We start from the raw sequence: 16,069 nt of genomic DNA on the forward strand, positions 1-16,069 counted from the left end.
TCGTCGGCGGCGGCGTCCTATGGACCACCACTAGGTTGACAGTGGGAGGGCGCAGTGCGTGTTCGATTAGTTGGGGCAGGTGGTCTGGGGCTACCATCGTCCAAAGGATTGAGGTCGCGCGGAACTAACCTGGCGCGGCCCACGACTAACTCAGATGCAGGCCCGCCCGACGCGGGCACGGCGGCTACGTGTTTGTGTGGAGGAGCATTTCTTGGAGACCATCAAGGCCTATTTCGCCCTGACGAAGCCGAGGGTCATCGAGCTACTCCTCGTCGCCGCGATCCCGGCGATGCTGCAGGCCGACCGCGGCAGCGTGAACGTGTGGCTCATCCTCGCGACGCTTCTCGGCGGCTGGATGGGTGCTGGCGCCGCCAACACCTTCAATATGGTGGCGGACTACGACATCGACCAGAAGATGGGCCGCACGCGCGCCCGCCCGTTGGTGCGGGCGAAGGTGACCAAGAAGCGCGCGGCGATCTTCGCTTGGGCGCTGCTGATCGTCAGCGTGCTGTGGCTCGGGCTGCTGTGCCGCTCCTGGCTCGCCGCGTTCTTCATCGTCCTGACCAACTGGTTCTACATCTTCGTCTACACCAAGTGGCTCAAGCGCCGCACCTGGCAGAACGTGATCTGGGGCGGCGCCGCGGGCTGCATGCCGGTCATGGTCGGCTGGGCCGTGATCCGCGACAACGTCAACGACGGCACCCCGGACAATTGGTGGCAGGCCGTCGTGCTGTTCATGATCATATTCTTCTGGACGCCCCCGCACACCTGGGCGCTGGCCATGAAGTACCGCGAGGACTACGCCAAGGCGAACGTCCCGATGCTTCCCGTCATCGCCACCCCGGCCGAGACGACGAGGCAGATCGTCTTCTACTCCTGGCTCACGGTGGCCACCTCGCTCGTGCTCGTCCCGGCGGCGTCGTGGATTTACCTCATCGCCGCGGTCGCGTCGGGCGTCGCGTTCCTCGTCGTGGCCACGCGCCTGCACAACGACGTCAAGGCGGGCGCCGACGTCAAGCCGCTGAAGCTGTTCATCCTCTCCAACAACTACCTCGCCGCCCTCTTCCTGGCGCTGTCGGTCGACGCGGTCCTGGGGCTGCAGACCATCGCGGAGATGCTGTAGGGGGCATCGCTTCACGACGCCCCCATCGGCCCTACACCAGAAGCGGCAGCCGCCTGCGCCCGTGGGCGTAGAGGAAGGCGCAGAACGCCACGACCACCGACGACATCGCGATGTGGAAGGGCACGGTCCAGCGCGGCACGCCCAGGTAGAACTGGGTGACCCCGATGGCCCACTGGAGCACCAGCGCGGCGACGAGCACGAGCGAGGTGTTGAAGGCGTCCTTCGGCGCGTTGCTGCGGCGCAGGATGTACACGGTGGCCAGCGTGGTGAACAGGTACAGGTACATGCACGCGGCGTGGACGTAGACGAGCATGCGCGTGTCCAGCTCGAGGCGGCCGTCCATGCCGGCGGCGGCGTCGCCGGAGTGGGGGCCTGACCCGGTGACCATGGTTCCGGTGACGAGGATGAGCGAGAGCGCAACGGCCGCAAGAACGGTCATCGTGCGGGCGCTGGGGGTGTAGCGGCGCTGGGGCTCGGCGTCGTCGCTTTCGGCAATGCGCATGTAGAGCAGCGCGGCGATCCAGACGAGGATCATCGAGGGCAGGAAGTGCAGCGCGACGGCCCACCAGCGCAGATCGATGCGCACGGAGATCCCACCGATGATCGCCTGCACCACGATGCCGGCGAGGGAGGCGATGGCGAGCCACTTCAGCTCGGAGCGTCGGCCGGCGCGGTAGACGGCGACGATGACCGCTACGGCTGCGGCCGTGAGCACGAAGGTGAGCAGGCGGTTGCCGAACTCGATGGCCTGGTGGATCCAGGGTGCCGCTCCGGCCACGGGGACGAGGGAGCCCTCGTGGCACAGCGGCCAGGTGTCGCAGCCGAGGCCGGAGCCGGTGACGCGCACGAGCGAACCGGTGACGGTGATGCCGCCCTGGCCGATGAGGAGGAGCAGGGCCAAGAGGCGCTGCAGGCCGATGCTGGGGTTGCGCCAGGCCTCGCGGAAGGAGGTGGAGGCTGGTGCGTGTGTGGTGGTACTCACTGGGATACCGATCCCTTTCAATCCAACTTTTGTTCGAGTTCTACCTTAACGGACGGCCCGCCCAACCTGGGAAATCTAGCCGTCGAAGCGGAACCAGCGAACGGCCCCGGCTGTGGCGGCGACGGCCCAGGCGAGCAGCGAGACCCACGCGGCGGGGTTGAAGCTCGCCGTGAGTGCCTGGGACAGGGCACCGGCCAGCGCGACGGTGGGCACGACGTTCCACCAGCCCGCGGCCGTAAGGTCGGCGGAGTAGGCGACCCAGCCGACCGCGCCCATGAGGATGAGCCAGATGAGGTTGGCCAGGGCGAGGACCAGTTCGGAGCTCAGGGTCCCGCCCATGAGCAGGCCCAGGGCGGTGAACGCGGCGACGCCGAGGAGCAACGCGACGAGGGCGAAAAACACCCCGCCCGCGCTGGCTCGCCACCCGAGCCACAGGGCGATGCTCCCCAGCACCGCGATCTGCACCGCCACGGTGGCCAGGACGCCGATGATCTTGCCCACGATGATCGTCCAGGCGGGCACGCCCGAGGCCCCGCTGCGCTTCAGGGCTCCGTAGCGCCGGTCGAAGGCGAGCGAGATCGCCTGCCCGGTGAAGCCCGCGCTGCTGGCGGCCACGGCGAAGACCATGGGCACCACGTGGTTGAGGTCCACCCCGTCGCCGAAGATGGGCAGCTTCGCCGCCGCGACGAGCAGGACGGCCGGGATGAGGATGTTGACGAGGAGCTGCTCGCCGTGGCGAAGCAGGAGCTTCGCCTCGATCGCGCCCTGGGCCCAGGCCATTCGGGCGAGCGGGGCGCGGCGCGGGCGCGGGGTGAACGTTCCGGGTGTGATCTCCATGTTTCTAGCTCCTCAGCTCGCGTCCGGTGATGTCGAGGAAGACGTCCTCGAGGTTGCGGTGGGACACACCCAGTCCGCGGATCTGCACGTTCTGGGCGGCCGCCTCGGCCGCCAGGGCGGCGATCAGCTCGGGGGAGGCCGCGCCCGCCACCTGGTAGTGGAGGGGCCGGCTGGCCTCCGCGGAGACGTCGAAACGCGCGAGCGCCGCGTTAAGGGCGGGCAGGTCGAGCGCCGAGGCCGTCTCGAGGGAGAGCAGGGGGGAGCGTTCGTGGCTCGTCAGCTCGGCGGGGGTGCCCTCGGCGACGACGGTGCCGCGGTCGACGATGACCACCTTGTCCGCCAGAGCCTCGGCCTCGTCCATGAGGTGCGTGGTCAGCAGGACTGAGACCCCGTCGCGGCGCATCGCGGAGACGATGTCCCACACGGCGAGGCGCGACTGGGCGTCCATGCCCGCGGTCGGCTCGTCGAGGAAGATGAGCTCGGGCCGGCCGATCATGGCCAGCGCCAGGGACAGGCGCTGCTTCTGGCCGCCCGAGAGGCGTCGATAAGTGGTCTTTTGCAGCCCCCCGAGGCCGAGGAGCTCGATGAGCCAGTCAATGTCCATCGGGTCCTGGTTGTAGGACGCCGTCAGTTCCAGCATCTCGCGGACCTTGATGCCCGAGTAGGACCCGCCGCCCTGGAGCATGATCCCGATGCGGGAGCGGACCTTCTCCGGCTGGGTGACGGGGTCGATCCCGAGCACCGAGATGCTGCCGGAGGTGGGTTTGAGGAAGCCCTCGCACATCTCCACGGTGGTGGTCTTTCCCGCCCCGTTCGGCCCGAGCAGCGCGAGGACCTCGCCGCGCTGCGCGGTGAAGGTCATGCCGTTCACGGCGGGCGTGTCCCCGAACCTCTTCGTCACGTCCCGCAGGACGAGGGCACCCTCGGGTGATCCTCCGAAAGTTGTAGTCATGGGTTAGGAGTGTAGACCCCGCCCGCCGGGGGCGGCACCTGATACGCGCCTAACTGAGGCTGCGCCGGCCGCGGCGGCGGTACCACACCCACCCGCACGCGAAGAGGAACGCAAAGGCCAGGGCCGACGAGGCGTAGATGGTGAACACCGTGCCCGGCGGCAGCGCGAGCCCGCGAGGCAGGACGAGGAAGCTGAACAAGGCGGAGTAGGCCGCCACCCCGGCGCGAAAGGCGAAGCGGTTGGCCCACGCGGAGAGGGGGAGAATCGCCCACAGCGGGTACCAGGGATGGACCACCGGGAAGAAGATCACCAGGGCGAGGGTGGACACCCCGAGCCCGCCGACCGGGTGGATGGTGCCGCGGTAGGTGGCCCAGAGCATGCGCACCATGAAGCCGGCGGCGACCAGCACCCCGACCGCGCGGGTGATGGACATCATGGCCTCCGTGTGGTCACCGAGTCCGAGGAGCATGCCGATAAACCCGCCGATGACGCCGATGTCGGTGGTGATGGAGAGCCAGCTGCGGATGGTGGCAGCTCCCCCCTGGCCGGTGACCCAGCCGAGCCCGATCCCCGTCACCCACGACGCGGCGGCGATCGAGGCCGCAAGCAGCGCCGCCTGGACACCCGCTGCGGCGGCGACGGACCACGCCCCCCAGCGCGGCCGCAGGGCGCGGGCGAGCGCCATCCCGACAAACCCGAGTGCGATGAAGCCGGTCACCTTGACCATCCCGCCGCAGGAGATGAGCGCCCCGGAGGCCGCCAGCAGGCCCGCGGCGCGGGGCGGGGAGGCCGCGAGCGCGTCGATGCCCCGGAGGCCGAGCTCGAGGCCCACCAGGACGAAGCCGAGAAGGAGGGACTCGTTGTGGATTCCGCCGATGAGGTGCAGAAGCGACAGCGGGTTGAGCACCCCGAGCCAGAGCGCGGCGGGCGTGGCCACCCCGCAGCGCCGCGACAGGGCGATCACGCCCCACGCCGCCAGGCTCAGCCCCGCGACGGCGACGGCGCGGTGCGCCAGCACCCCCAGCAGGATGGAGTCGCCGGTCAGCCGCGAGATCAACGCCGCGACGCCGAGCGCCACCGGGCCGTAGGGGCTGGGGGAGTGCGCCCAGATGAAGGGCACCGAGCGCGCCAGCCTGTCCTCCGTGCCGAGGATCTCCACCGGGCCCGCCGCGTAGGGGTCGAGCCCCTGGCGCACGATCGAGCCCTGGGCGAGGTAGGAGTAGATGTCCTGCGTGAACAGGGGCGCGGTGACGAGCAGAGGCAGGATCCACGCGGCGAGGGTGCTCAGGACAACGCCGGTGCGCACGCGGGCCCGGTTGCCCCCCGCTCCGACGAAGGGCCCCATCAGCACCCAGGCGAGCACGAGCAGCCCGACGCCGAGGATCACGAGGGCCGAGGACGCCTGCAGCATCCGCCCCATGAACGCCCCGCCGGGAAGCTGGCCGTAGGGGTTTCCCACCACGGGCAGGGCACCGCCGCCGAGGCCGCCCAGCCCAATGAGCAGGGTGCCCACCATTCCCACCCAGCGCAGGAGGGAAAAGCGGTTGAGCTCACTTATCGACGGCCGGGCCAGCGTGACGTCGTCAAGCGAGCCCTCGTGCAGCTCCGCGGAGCGCGACCCGGGCCTCCCCATGCGCGGGAGGATGCCGGTCGGGCGGGCGAGGCGGAGACGGGGTTTCACGGCCCCCGAGTCTATCGGAGCGCGGCGGCCGGAAGTGAGGCAACCCTTAGCGGTGGAATGATTAAAAGCACACTACTGTTGTAAAAAGGTGGTGGCGGAATTGTGCCGAAGAACACATGTTCCGCACTGATTCGCATAGTGACGAGAGGCAAAAGAGGTGAGGAGATGACGGAGCAGCCCCGCTCGATGGGCGGCGACACCCGGCGCGAAGTCATGTCGCTGCTGCTCAAGCTCGGCCCGGTCACCGCGTCCGAGATCGGACAGTCCCTGGGCCTGTCCCCCGCGGGTGTCAGGCGCCACCTAGACAAACTGGTCGACGAGGACTACGCCGAGACCTGCGAGCCCCACGCCGTCGCCGGCGAGGGGGCGACGAGGGGCCGCCCGGCCAAGCACTACCGTCTCACGGAGTCGGGCCGGGAGCTCTTCGGCAGCAGCTACGACAGCCTCGCCGCCGACGCGCTGGGGATCCTGCGCGAGATCGGCGGGGAGGAGGCCGTGCGCTCGCTGGCGCGCGGGCGGATCCACAAGATCCTCGCCGAGGTGCACGGGGTCGATTCGGCGGACTCGGCCGGGGAGGCGGACGTGGAGGCGGTGGCCCGCCAGCTCGCCGCCGCCCTGGACGACAACGGGTACGCTGCGACTGTGACGCGCGCGGGCTCCGGCATCCAGATCTGCCAGCACCACTGCCCGGTCGCCTCCGTGGCGGCCGACCACCCCGAGATCTGCGAGGCGGAGCACGAGGCGATCTCGCAACTCGTCGGCAGGCACGTTCAACCGCTGGCACTCATTGCCGACGGAAACGGCATCTGCACGACCAACATCCCCCTGGCCGCCGTGAAGTCGGCCGGGTCTTTACCTGAAAGGAGCGGAGAACGTGACTGACACTACTCCCGCACCCGGCCTGGAAAGGCCGATGAACGACGACGAAATCATCGAGTCCATTGGTGCGTACAACTACGGCTGGCACGATTCCGACGTTGCCGGCGCCGCGGCCCGCCGCGGCCTCAACGCCGACGTCGTGCGCGACATCTCCGGCATCAAGCAGGAACCGGAGTGGATGCTCGAGCAGCGCCTGAAGGCGCTCGACATCTTCGAGAAGAAGCCCATGCCCACCTGGGGCGCGGACCTCTCGGAGATCGACTTCGACAACATCAAGTACTACGTCCGGTCCACCGAGAAGCAGGCCACCTCCTGGGAGGACCTGCCGGAGGACATCAAGAACACTTACGACAAGCTGGGCATCCCCGAGGCGGAGAAGCAGCGCCTCGTCGCCGGCGTCGCCGCCCAGTACGAGTCCGAGGTGGTCTACCACCAGATCCGCGAAGATCTGGAGGCCAAGGGCGTCATCTTCGTCGACACCGACACCGCGCTGCGCGAACACGAGGACATCTTCAAGGAGTACTTCGGCTCCGTCATCCCGGCGGGTGACAACAAGTTCTCCGCCCTCAACTCGGCCGTGTGGTCGGGCGGTTCCTTCATCTACGTCCCGCCGGGGGTCCACGTGGACATCCCGCTGCAGGCCTACTTCCGCATCAACACGGAGAACATGGGCCAGTTCGAGCGCACGCTCATCGTCGTCGACGAGGACGCCTACGTCCACTACGTCGAGGGCTGCACCGCGCCGATCTACAAGTCCGACTCGCTGCACTCCGCCGTCGTGGAGATCATCGTGAAGAAGGGCGGCCGCTGCCGCTACACCACCATCCAGAACTGGTCGAACAACGTCTACAACCTGGTGACCAAGCGCGCCAAGGCGGAAGAGGGCGCGACCATGGAGTGGGTCGACGGCAACATCGGCTCCAAGGTGACCATGAAGTACCCGGCCGTGTGGATGACCGGTGAGCACGCCCGCGGCGAGGTCCTCTCCGTCGCCTTCGCCGGCGAGGGCCAGTTCCAGGACACCGGTGCGAAGATGACGCACCTGGCGCCGCACACCTCCTCGACCATCGTGTCCAAGTCCGTGGCCCGCGGGGGCGGCCGCGCCGCCTACCGCGGCCTGGTGCAGATCCACCCGAACGCGCACCACTCGGCCTCCAACGTCGAGTGCGACGCCCTGCTGGTGGACAACATCTCGCGCTCGGACACCTACCCCTACAACGACATCCGCAACGACCACGTGACCCTCGGCCACGAGGCGAAGGTGTCCAAGGTCTCGGAGGAGCAGTTGTTCTACCTCATGTCCCGCGGCATCGAGGAGGAGGAGGCCATGGCGATGATCGTGCGCGGCTTCGTCGAGCCGATCGCCAAGGAGCTGCCGATGGAGTACGCCCTCGAGCTCAACCGTCTTATCGAACTGCAAATGGAAGGATCGGTGGGTTAACCCATGACGCAAGCTCCCGTAGAAACCGTCAAGGCCGGCACGCCCCACAACAACAAGGGCGACCTTTTCTCCTCGTTCAACGTGGAGGACTTCGAGATCCCCGGCGGGCGCGACGAGGTCTGGCGCTTCATCCCGCTGCGCCGCATCCGCGGCCTGCACAACGGCACCTTCTCCGAGGTCGCCGAGGCGCGCATCTCGGTCGAGGGTCCGGCCGAGGTCACCGTCGAGCAGGTTGCGCCTGACGACGAGCGCCTGCAGGCCGCCGGCGCCCCCGTCGACCGCGTCGCCGCCCAGGCCTGGACCGCGGCGAAGTCCGGCACTCTGGTAACCATCCCCGCCAACGCCGAGCTCACCGAGCCCGTCGTGGTCACCGTGACCGGCGCTGGTGCCGACGTGACCACCTTCGGCACGGTGCTCATCCAGTCGGGCGCGAACTCCTCGGCGACCGTCCTGGTCAACTACGAGGGGTCCGGCACCCACGCGGACAACGTCAACTGGGTCCTCGGCGACGGCTCGCGCATCCACGCGGTCGTCGACGCGGAGTGGGACCTCGACGCCGTCCACCTCGGCGCGCAGCAGATCGTGCTGGGCCGCGACGCCACCCTGCGCCACACCGTGACCACCTTCGGCGGCGAGATCGTGCGCATCACCCCGCGCGTGAAGTTCACCGCCCCCGGCGGCGACGCCGAGCTGACCGGCGTGTACTTCGCCGACGACGGGCAGTACATCGAGAACCGCCTCTTGGTGGACCACTCCGTGCCGAACTGCCGCTCCAACGTCCTGTACAAGGGCGCGCTGCAAGGCGTGAAGGGCTCCGACAAGCCCGACGCCCACACCTGCTGGGTCGGCGACGTCCTCATCCGCGCCGAGGCGCTGGGCACGGACACTTACGAGACGAACCGCAACATGGTGCTCACTGACGGTGCCCGCGCCGACGCCATCCCGAACCTGGAGATCGAGACCGGCGAGATCGCCGGCGCCGGCCACGCCGCCACGGTGGGTCGCTTCGACGAGGAGCAGGTCTTCTACCTGCGCTCCCGCGGCATCCCCGAGGAGGAGGCCACCCGCCTCATCATCCGCGGCTTCTTCAACGAGGTGCTGAACCTCATCCCGGTTGAGTCCGTCCGCGACGAGTTGATCGCCCGCGTCTCCGGCGAGCTCGAGCAGGCCAACCTCTAAGCCGACCCACCCCAACAGAAAGCAGACGGTAGAAAACCTATGTCCACCCTGGAAATCAAGAACCTCCACGCCAACGTTCTCCCGACCGAGGAGGGCCAGGAGCCCAAGCCGATCCTCAAGGGCGTGAACCTGACCATCAAGTCGGGCGAGACCCACGCCATCATGGGCCCGAACGGCTCCGGCAAGTCCACCCTCGCCTACACCCTGGCGGGCCACCCGAAGTACGAGGTGACCGACGGCGAGGTGCTTCTCGACGGCGAGAACATCCTCGAGATGGAAGTCGACGAGCGCGCCCGCGCCGGCCTCTTCCTCGCCATGCAGTACCCGGTTGAGGTCCCGGGCGTGTCCTCCTCCAACTTCATGCGCTCCGCCGTGACCGCCGTGCGCGGCGAGGCCCCCAAGCTGCGCGAGTGGGTCCAGGAGCTCAACGCCGCGCGCGAGTCCCTGCAGATGGACGCCTCCTTCTCCGAGCGCTCCGTCAACGAGGGCTTTTCCGGCGGCGAGAAGAAGCGGCACGAGGTCATGCAGCTCGCCCTGATGAAGCCGAAGTTCGCCGTGATGGACGAGACCGACTCCGGCCTCGACGTCGACGCGTTGCGCATCGTCTCCGAGGGCATCAACAAGTACCAGCAGGAGACCGACGGCGGCGTGCTCATGATCACCCACTACAAGCGCATTCTCAACTACGTGAAGCCGGACTTCGTCCACATCTTCGCCGACGGCAAGGTTGTGCAGACCGGTGACGCGTCGCTGGCGGACACCCTCGAGGCGGAAGGCTACGAGAAGTTCATCTAATGACGTACACACACTCTGACGGAACGCTCAACGTGGAGGCCATCCGCGCGGAGTTTCCGATCCTGTCCCGCACCGTGCGCGACGGCAAGCCGCTGGTTTACCTCGACTCCGGTGCGACATCGCAGCGACCGGAACGCGTGTGGGACGCCGAGCGCGACTTCGTGCTGAACAACTTTGCGCCGGTGCACCGCGGCTCCTACCAGCTCGCGGAGGAGGCGACCGACGCCTACGAGACGGCGCGCGAGCGCATCGCGGGGTTCGTCGGCGCCGAGGGGCACGAGATCGCGTTCACGAAGAACGCGACCGAGGGGCTCAATCTCGTCTCGTACGTGCTCGGCGACGACCGCGCGGGGGCCCACCGCGTCGGCGAGGGCGACACCATAGTGGTCACCGAACTCGAGCACCACGCGAACCTCGTGCCCTGGCAGGAACTGGCGCGCCGCACCGGCGCCCAGCTGAAGTGGTACTCGATGACCCCGGACGGGCGCATCGACCTCGACTCGCTCGAGCTTGACGAATCCGTGAAGGTCGTCGCCTTCACGCACCAGTCCAACGTCACGGGAGCCCACGCGGACGTGGAGGAGATGGTGCGCCGCGCCAAGGCCGTCGGGGCCCTCACGGTTCTCGACGCCTGCCAGTCCGTGCCCCACATGAAGGTGGACCTGCACGCCCTCGACGTCGACTTCGCGGCGTTCTCGGGCCATAAGATGTGCGGTCCCTCCGGCGTGGGCGTGGTCTACGGCAAGGGCCGCCTCCTCGACGAGCTGCCCCCGTTCCTCACGGGCGGGTCCATGATCGAGGTGGTCCACATGGACCAGTCGACCTACGCGCCCGCGCCGCAGCGCTTCGAGGCGGGGACCCAGATGACCAGCCAGGTCGTCGGGCTCGGCGCCGCCGTCGAGTTCCTCGAGGAGGTGGGCATGGACGCCATCGCCGCGCACGAGCACCGCCTCACCGCGCTGGCTTTGGAGAAGATGCAGGGCATTGAGGGCCTGCGCATCGCCGGCCCTCTCACCGCGGAGAAGCGCGGCGGCGCGATCGCCTTCACCGTCGAGGGGCTGCACCCGCACGACCTGGGCCAGGTCCTCGACAGCGACGGGGTCTCCATCCGCACCGGGCACCACTGCGCGTGGCCGGCCCACCGCGGCTTGGACGTCCAGGCGACGGCGCGCGCCAGCTTCTACCTCTACAACACCGAGGAGGAAGTCGACGCGCTGGTCAACAGCATCGACAAAGCCAGGAAGTTCTTTGGGGTGTGAGCCATGAACCTTGAATCCATGTACCAAGAGGTCATTCTCGACCACTACAAGAACCCCCAGCACGCGGGCCTGCGCGACCCCTACGAGGCCGAGGTTCACCACGTGAACCCGTCCTGCGGGGACGAGATCACGCTCCGGGTGCACCTCTCGGAGGACGGGGAGACGGTTGAGGACGTGTCGTACGATGCGACCGGGTGCTCGATCTCCCAGGCGTCGGCAAGCGTGATGGCCGAGGAGGTCATCGGCCTGCCTGTCGCTGAGGCGATGGACAAGCTGGAGGTCTTCGACACGATGATTACCTCGCGGGGCACCGTCGAGGGCGACCCCGAGAAGATCGGCGACGGTGTCGCGTTCGCCGGCGTGGCGAAGTTCCCCGCCCGCGTCAAGTGCGCGCTGCTGGGGTGGAAGGCCTTCCAGGCTGCTACCTCCGACGCGCTGGACACACGCTCTTAGAAACCGAAGGACGAAGCACATGAGCGACAACAAGTTCGACGGGCAGCGCGAGCGCCCGACGCAGACCGAGGAGCAGATCAAGCTCACCAGCGACGTCGTGGAGTACCTGCACGACGTCATCGACCCCGAGCTCGGCATCAACGTCGTGGACCTCGGCCTGGTCTACGACGCCTGGATCGAGGAGGAGGGTGAGGTGACGAAGGCGGTGCTCAACATGACGCTGACCTCGCCGGCGTGCCCGCTCACCGACGTCATCGAGGAGCAGGCCTCCCAGGCGGTGGTGGGCAACACCTCCGTCGACGAGGTCGAGCTGAACTGGGTGTGGATGCCCCCGTGGGGCCCGCACATGATCACCGAGGAGGGGCGCGAGCAACTGCGCGCGCTCGGCTTCGCGGTCTAGGCTGCGGCTGCACACAACCGGCGGGTAACTCCGCCGGTTTTTCCGTTTGCCCGCCCGAGTAAGGTAGTTCCCCGTGATTGTCACCAACGACTTTGAAGTGCGCGTCGGCGCGCGCACGCTTCTCGACGCCCCCGGCCAGCACCTCCGCGTCCAGCCGGGCGACCGCATCGGCCTCGTCGGCCGCAACGGCGCGGGCAAGACGACGACGATGCGCATCCTGGCGGGGGAGACCGAGCCCTACGCCGGGTCGGTGACCCGCTCCGGCGAGATCGGCTACCTGCCCCAGGACTCGAAGGAGGGCGACATCGAGCAGACCGCGCGCGACCGCGTCCTCTCCGCCCGGGGACTGGACCAGCTGCGCAGCTCGATGGACCGGCAGCAGGAGATCATGGAGTCCTCCGACGGGTCGAAGCGCGACGCCGCGATTTCCAAGTACTCGCGTCTGGAGGAGCGCTACCACGCCCTCGGCGGCTACGAGGCCGACGCCGAGGCGGCGCAGATCTGCGACAACCTGGGGCTTCCCGAGCGCATCCTCGACCAGCCGCTGAAGACCCTCTCCGGCGGCCAGCGCCGCCGCGTGGAGCTGGCGCAGATCCTCTTCGCCGCGAACGACGGGGCCGGTAAGTCGACGACGACGCTGCTTCTCGACGAGCCGACCAACCACCTCGATGCCGACTCGATCACCTGGCTGCGCGGCTTTTTGTCCAAGCACGAGGGAGGGCTGGTCATGATCTCCCACGACGTCGACCTCCTCGAGGACGTGTGCAACAAGATCTGGTACCTCGATGCCGTGCGCGCGGAGGCGGACGTGTACAACATGGGCTTTGCCAAGTACAAGGACGCGCGCGCCCTCGACGAGGCGCGGCGGCGCCGCGAGCGCGCCAACGCCGAAAAGAAGGCCTCCGCGCTGCAGAAGCAGGCCGCCAAGCTCGGGGCGAAGGCGACGAAGGCGGCCGCGGCGAAGCAGATGCTCGCCCGCGCCGAGCGCATGATGAACAGCCTTGACGACGTCCGCATCGCCGACAAGGTCGCCTCGATCTCTTTCCCGGAGCCCGCCCCCTGCGGCAAGACCCCCCTCTACGGGAAGGGCCTGACCAAGATGTACGGCTCGCTCGAGGTGTTCGCGGGCGTCGACCTGGCCATCGACAAGGGCTCGCGCGTGGTTGTCCTGGGCACGAACGGCGCCGGCAAGACGACGCTGCTGAAGCTGCTCGCCGGCGTCGAGCGCACGGACGGCGAGGGCGGGCTGGTCACCGGCCACGGTCTGAAGATCGGCTACTTCGCCCAGGAGCACGACACCATCGACGGGGAGAAGTCTGTTTGGGAAAACACCATCGCCGCCTGCCCGGATGCGGGCCAGCAGGACCTGCGCGGGCTGCTCGGCGCGTTCATGTTCTCGGGTGACAAGCTCGACCAGCCCGCCGGGACTCTCTCCGGCGGCGAGAAGACGCGCCTCGCCCTGGCCACGCTGGTGTCCTCGCGCGCGAACGTGCTGCTTCTCGACGAGCCCACCAACAACCTGGACCCCCAGTCCCGCGAGCAGGTGCTCGACGCGCTGAAGACCTACACCGGCGCCGTCGTCCTGGTCACACACGACCCAGGCGCGGTCCGCGCGCTCGAGCCGGAGCGCGTCATCATCATGCCCGAGGGCGACGAGGACATGTGGAACGACGAGTACATGGAGATCGTGGAGCTCGCCTAGGGCGTCACCGGGCGTATCGTGCGGCGAAGTTCTCCAGGATCCTGCGGTTCCACGAGTAGTCAGCCGCGTAGGCCGTCTCGAGGATGGATTCCAGTTCGTCGGCGTCGTAGTAGCCCTGGTCCGCGTAGATGCGCAGCCGCAGCTCCAGGGACTCGGCGGTCAGCTCGGGGTGGAACTGGGTGGCGTAGACGTTGCTGCGCACCCGGAACATCTGGGTGGGGCAGGCCTCACCGGTGACGAGCACCGTGGCGGCGTCGGGCAGGTGCTCGACAGCCTCCTTGTGGCCAACGATGGTGGAGAAGCGGGCGGGGAGGCCCGCGAGGATGGGGTCGGCCGCCCCGGCGTCGTTAAGCGAAAGCTCGATGGAGGCGGCGTCCTCGGCGTAGCGGCTGCTCAGGCGGGCGCCGATGGCGGTGCCGATCGCGCCGATGCCGTAGCAGGCGCCGAGCAGGGGGAGGTCGCGGTCGATGATCGCCGCGACGAGAGTGCCGATCTCGCGCTCGACTCGCAGCTGCAGGCGCGACTTGCTGGCGTCGGTGTTATTGAAGGGGCTGCCGCCGAGCAGGACCCCCGAGTACGCGTCGAGGTCGACCCGCCCGAGCGGGGCGCGCTCGAGGCGGCGCTGCTCGATCGCGCCGGCCGGCAGGCCCATGGCGGAGAGGAAGCTGGCCAGCTCGGCAGCGGCGGCCTCGTCCTCCGGGCGGGTGCTCAGAAGGAGGAACGGGCGCGTGTACGTGCTCATTGGCTAAAGGTAGCAGTAAGGTCGGGGTATGGCACAGAAAAATGGAGGCATCCGCAAGCAGCTGTCCGAATCCTGGAAGGAGCTCAGCCCCGGCGGGCGAGCCGTGCTCGGCGTCCTCGGGGCGGCCGACGCGGTGGGCAAGTCCCTCGCGCTGGCCAGCCTGGCCCGCACCCCGAAGGAGAAGGTGCGCGGGCCGAAGCTGCTGTGGACCCCGCTCATCGCCGGCGTCAACACCCTGGGCTGGCTCGCCTGGTTCGCGGTGGGGAAGAAGCGCTAGTTGCGGAACCCGTGCACCGGGGCGGGGATGAAGCCGCCGCGGTGGATGAAGGAGTCGTTGCCCTTCTCGTTGACGGGGATGACCGGCGCGTAGCCGAGCAGGCCACCGAAGTTGACCTCGTCGCCCGGTTTCGTCCCCGGCACCGGGATGAGGCGGGCCGCGGTGGTCTTGTGGTTCATCACGCCGATCGCGGCCTCGTCGGCGATCATGCCGGAAATGAGCTCGGCTGAGGTGTTGCCGGGGATGGCGATCATGTCGAAGCCGACCGAGCAGATCGAGGTCATGGCCTCGAGCTTGTCCATCGAGATGGAGCCCGCGCGCACCGCGTCGATCATGCCCTGGTCCTCGGAGACCGGGATGAACGAGCCGGACAGGCCGCCGACGCGCGAGCAGGCCATCATGCCGCCCTTCTTCACGGCGTCGTTGAGCAGGGCGAGCGCGGCGGTCGTCCCGTGCGTGCCCACCTGCTCGAGCCCCATCCTCTCGAGGATGTGGGCCACGGAGTCGCCCACCTCGGCGGTCGGGGCAAGCGAAAGGTCGACGATGCCGAAGGGCACGCCGAGACGCTCGGCGGCCAGGTTGCCCACGAGCTGCCCCGCGCGGGTGATCTTGAACGCCGCCTTCTTGATCTCCTCGGCCACCTCGTTGAGCGAGGCGCCCTCGAGCGAGCCGATCGCATTATCGACGACACCCGGGCCCGACACGCCGACCGAGACCACCGTGTCCGGCTCCTCGATGCCGTGGAACGCGCCGGCCATGAAGGGGTTGTCGCCGACAGCGTTGGCGAAGACGACCAGCTTGGCGCACGCGATGGAGGAGCGCTCGCGGGTCAGCTCGGCGGCCTCCTTGACCACCTCGCCCATGACGCGCACGGCGTCCATGTTGATGCCCGCGCGCGAGGTGGCCACGTTCACCGAGCCGCACACGGCGTCGGTGACGGTGAGCGCCTCGGGGATCGAGCGGATCAGCCGGTTGTCGGACTCCGTCGCGCCCTTCTCCACCAGCGCGGAGTAGCCGCCCACGAAGTTGACGCCGAGCTCCGCAGCCGCCCGGTCGAGCGCCTTGGCGATCTCCACCGGGTTGCCCTCCACGCCCGCGGCGACGAGCGAGACGGGGGAGACGGAGATGCGCTTGTTCACAATCGGGATGCCGAGCTCGCGCTCGATGCCCTCGCAGACCTCGACGAGCCGGGCCGCGCGGGTGGTCACGCGGTCGTAGACCGCGCGGCAGGTGTCCTCCATCGTCGCGCGCGTGCAGCCGATGAGCGAGATGCCCATGGTCACGGTGCGGATATCGAGGCGGTAGTCCTCGATCATCTGGATGACGCTGAGGATGTTCTTGGATGCAATCCTGAAATCAACGGCCAC

The 16,069-nt window shown here is 68.5% G+C and carries 16 protein-coding genes; 10 read left to right on the forward strand and 6 right to left on the reverse strand.

All coding sequences use genetic code 11. The features are described 5' to 3' along the window. Nucleotides 1–154 precede the first annotated feature (154 nt). On the forward strand, nt 155–1,123 hold the full coding sequence (locus DYZ02_RS00900) for a heme o synthase (RefSeq protein WP_115684585.1): 969 nt from the start codon (nt 155–157) through the stop codon (nt 1,121–1,123). A 31-nt stretch (nt 1,124–1,154) separates the two neighbouring features. Here the strand turns inward: DYZ02_RS00900 and DYZ02_RS00905 are convergent, their stop codons facing one another. The 4 genes from DYZ02_RS00905 to mptB form a co-directional block, all read right to left on the reverse strand. Then, nucleotides 1,155–2,105, reverse strand: a complete 951-nt coding sequence (locus DYZ02_RS00905; protein ID WP_245945512.1) for a COX15/CtaA family protein — start codon at nt 2,103–2,105, stop codon at nt 1,155–1,157. 75 nt (nt 2,106–2,180) lie between these two features. Next, entirely contained in the window at nt 2,181–2,942 is a 762-nt protein-coding gene (locus DYZ02_RS00910; protein WP_115684586.1) for an ABC transporter permease, read from the reverse strand. Nucleotides 2,943–2,946: 4 nt separating this feature from the next. Beyond that, complete coding sequence (locus DYZ02_RS00915) at nt 2,947–3,894, reverse strand: ABC transporter ATP-binding protein (protein WP_115684587.1); 948 nt, start codon at nt 3,892–3,894, stop codon at nt 2,947–2,949. Nucleotides 3,895–3,943: 49 nt separating this feature from the next. Then, nucleotides 3,944–5,527: a polyprenol phosphomannose-dependent alpha 1,6 mannosyltransferase MptB gene (gene mptB, locus DYZ02_RS00920; RefSeq protein ID WP_115686305.1), complete on the reverse strand. Its 1,584-nt coding sequence runs from the start codon at nt 5,525–5,527 to the stop codon at nt 3,944–3,946. 213 nt (nt 5,528–5,740) lie between these two features. Here mptB and DYZ02_RS00925 point away from each other — a divergent pair, with 213 nt between their 5' ends. The 8 genes from DYZ02_RS00925 (at nt 5,741) to DYZ02_RS00960 (ending at nt 13,683) form a co-directional block, all read left to right on the forward strand. Beyond that, on the forward strand, nt 5,741–6,457 hold the full coding sequence (locus DYZ02_RS00925; protein ID WP_115684588.1) for a helix-turn-helix transcriptional regulator: 717 nt from the start codon (nt 5,741–5,743) through the stop codon (nt 6,455–6,457). 31 nt (nt 6,458–6,488) lie between these two features. After that, nucleotides 6,489–7,895: a Fe-S cluster assembly protein SufB gene (gene sufB / locus DYZ02_RS00930; RefSeq protein WP_115684589.1), complete on the forward strand. Its 1,407-nt coding sequence runs from the start codon at nt 6,489–6,491 to the stop codon at nt 7,893–7,895. Nucleotides 7,896–7,898: 3 nt separating this feature from the next. Then, a complete protein-coding gene (gene sufD, locus DYZ02_RS00935) occupies nt 7,899–9,074 on the forward strand; it encodes a Fe-S cluster assembly protein SufD (RefSeq protein ID WP_115684590.1) in 1,176 nt (391 codons plus the stop codon). Between the two features lie 39 nt (nt 9,075–9,113). Then, nucleotides 9,114–9,869: a Fe-S cluster assembly ATPase SufC gene (gene sufC, locus DYZ02_RS00940; protein WP_115684591.1), complete on the forward strand. Its 756-nt coding sequence runs from the start codon at nt 9,114–9,116 to the stop codon at nt 9,867–9,869. Further along, nucleotides 9,869–11,128, forward strand: a complete 1,260-nt coding sequence (locus tag DYZ02_RS00945) for a cysteine desulfurase (RefSeq protein WP_115684592.1) — start codon at nt 9,869–9,871, stop codon at nt 11,126–11,128. Before sufC ends, DYZ02_RS00945 begins: the two co-directional genes overlap by 1 nt. Nucleotides 11,129–11,131: 3 nt before the next feature. Further along, nucleotides 11,132–11,581 (forward strand): Fe-S cluster assembly sulfur transfer protein SufU, encoded by a 450-nt coding sequence (gene sufU, locus DYZ02_RS00950; protein WP_115684593.1) that lies wholly within the window; start codon nt 11,132–11,134, stop codon nt 11,579–11,581. 19 nt (nt 11,582–11,600) lie between these two features. Continuing rightward, on the forward strand, nt 11,601–11,981 hold the full coding sequence (locus DYZ02_RS00955) for a metal-sulfur cluster assembly factor (RefSeq protein ID WP_115684594.1): 381 nt from the start codon (nt 11,601–11,603) through the stop codon (nt 11,979–11,981). Nucleotides 11,982–12,054: 73 nt separating this feature from the next. After that, a complete protein-coding gene (locus DYZ02_RS00960) occupies nt 12,055–13,683 on the forward strand; it encodes an ABC-F family ATP-binding cassette domain-containing protein (protein ID WP_115684595.1) in 1,629 nt (542 codons plus the stop codon). A gap of 4 nt (nt 13,684–13,687) precedes the next feature. Here the strand turns inward: DYZ02_RS00960 and DYZ02_RS00965 are convergent, their stop codons facing one another. Continuing rightward, a complete protein-coding gene (locus DYZ02_RS00965) occupies nt 13,688–14,425 on the reverse strand; it encodes a glutamine amidotransferase (protein WP_115684596.1) in 738 nt (245 codons plus the stop codon). A 28-nt stretch (nt 14,426–14,453) separates the two neighbouring features. Here DYZ02_RS00965 and DYZ02_RS00970 point away from each other — a divergent pair, with 28 nt between their 5' ends. Further along, entirely contained in the window at nt 14,454–14,702 is a 249-nt protein-coding gene (locus tag DYZ02_RS00970) for a hypothetical protein (RefSeq protein WP_115684597.1), read from the forward strand. On the opposite strand, the gene DYZ02_RS00975 is transcribed toward DYZ02_RS00970, so the two are convergent. Then, nucleotides 14,699–16,069 carry a PFL family protein gene (locus tag DYZ02_RS00975; protein ID WP_115684598.1) on the reverse strand — a complete coding sequence of 457 codons (1,371 nt, stop codon included), beginning with the start codon at nt 16,067–16,069 and terminating at the stop codon, nt 14,699–14,701. The genes DYZ02_RS00970 and DYZ02_RS00975 overlap by 4 nt on opposite strands.

Origin of the sequence: Corynebacterium senegalense (assembly GCF_900411315.1) — a bacterium.
Classification (GTDB): domain Bacteria; phylum Actinomycetota; class Actinomycetes; order Mycobacteriales; family Mycobacteriaceae; genus Corynebacterium; species Corynebacterium senegalense.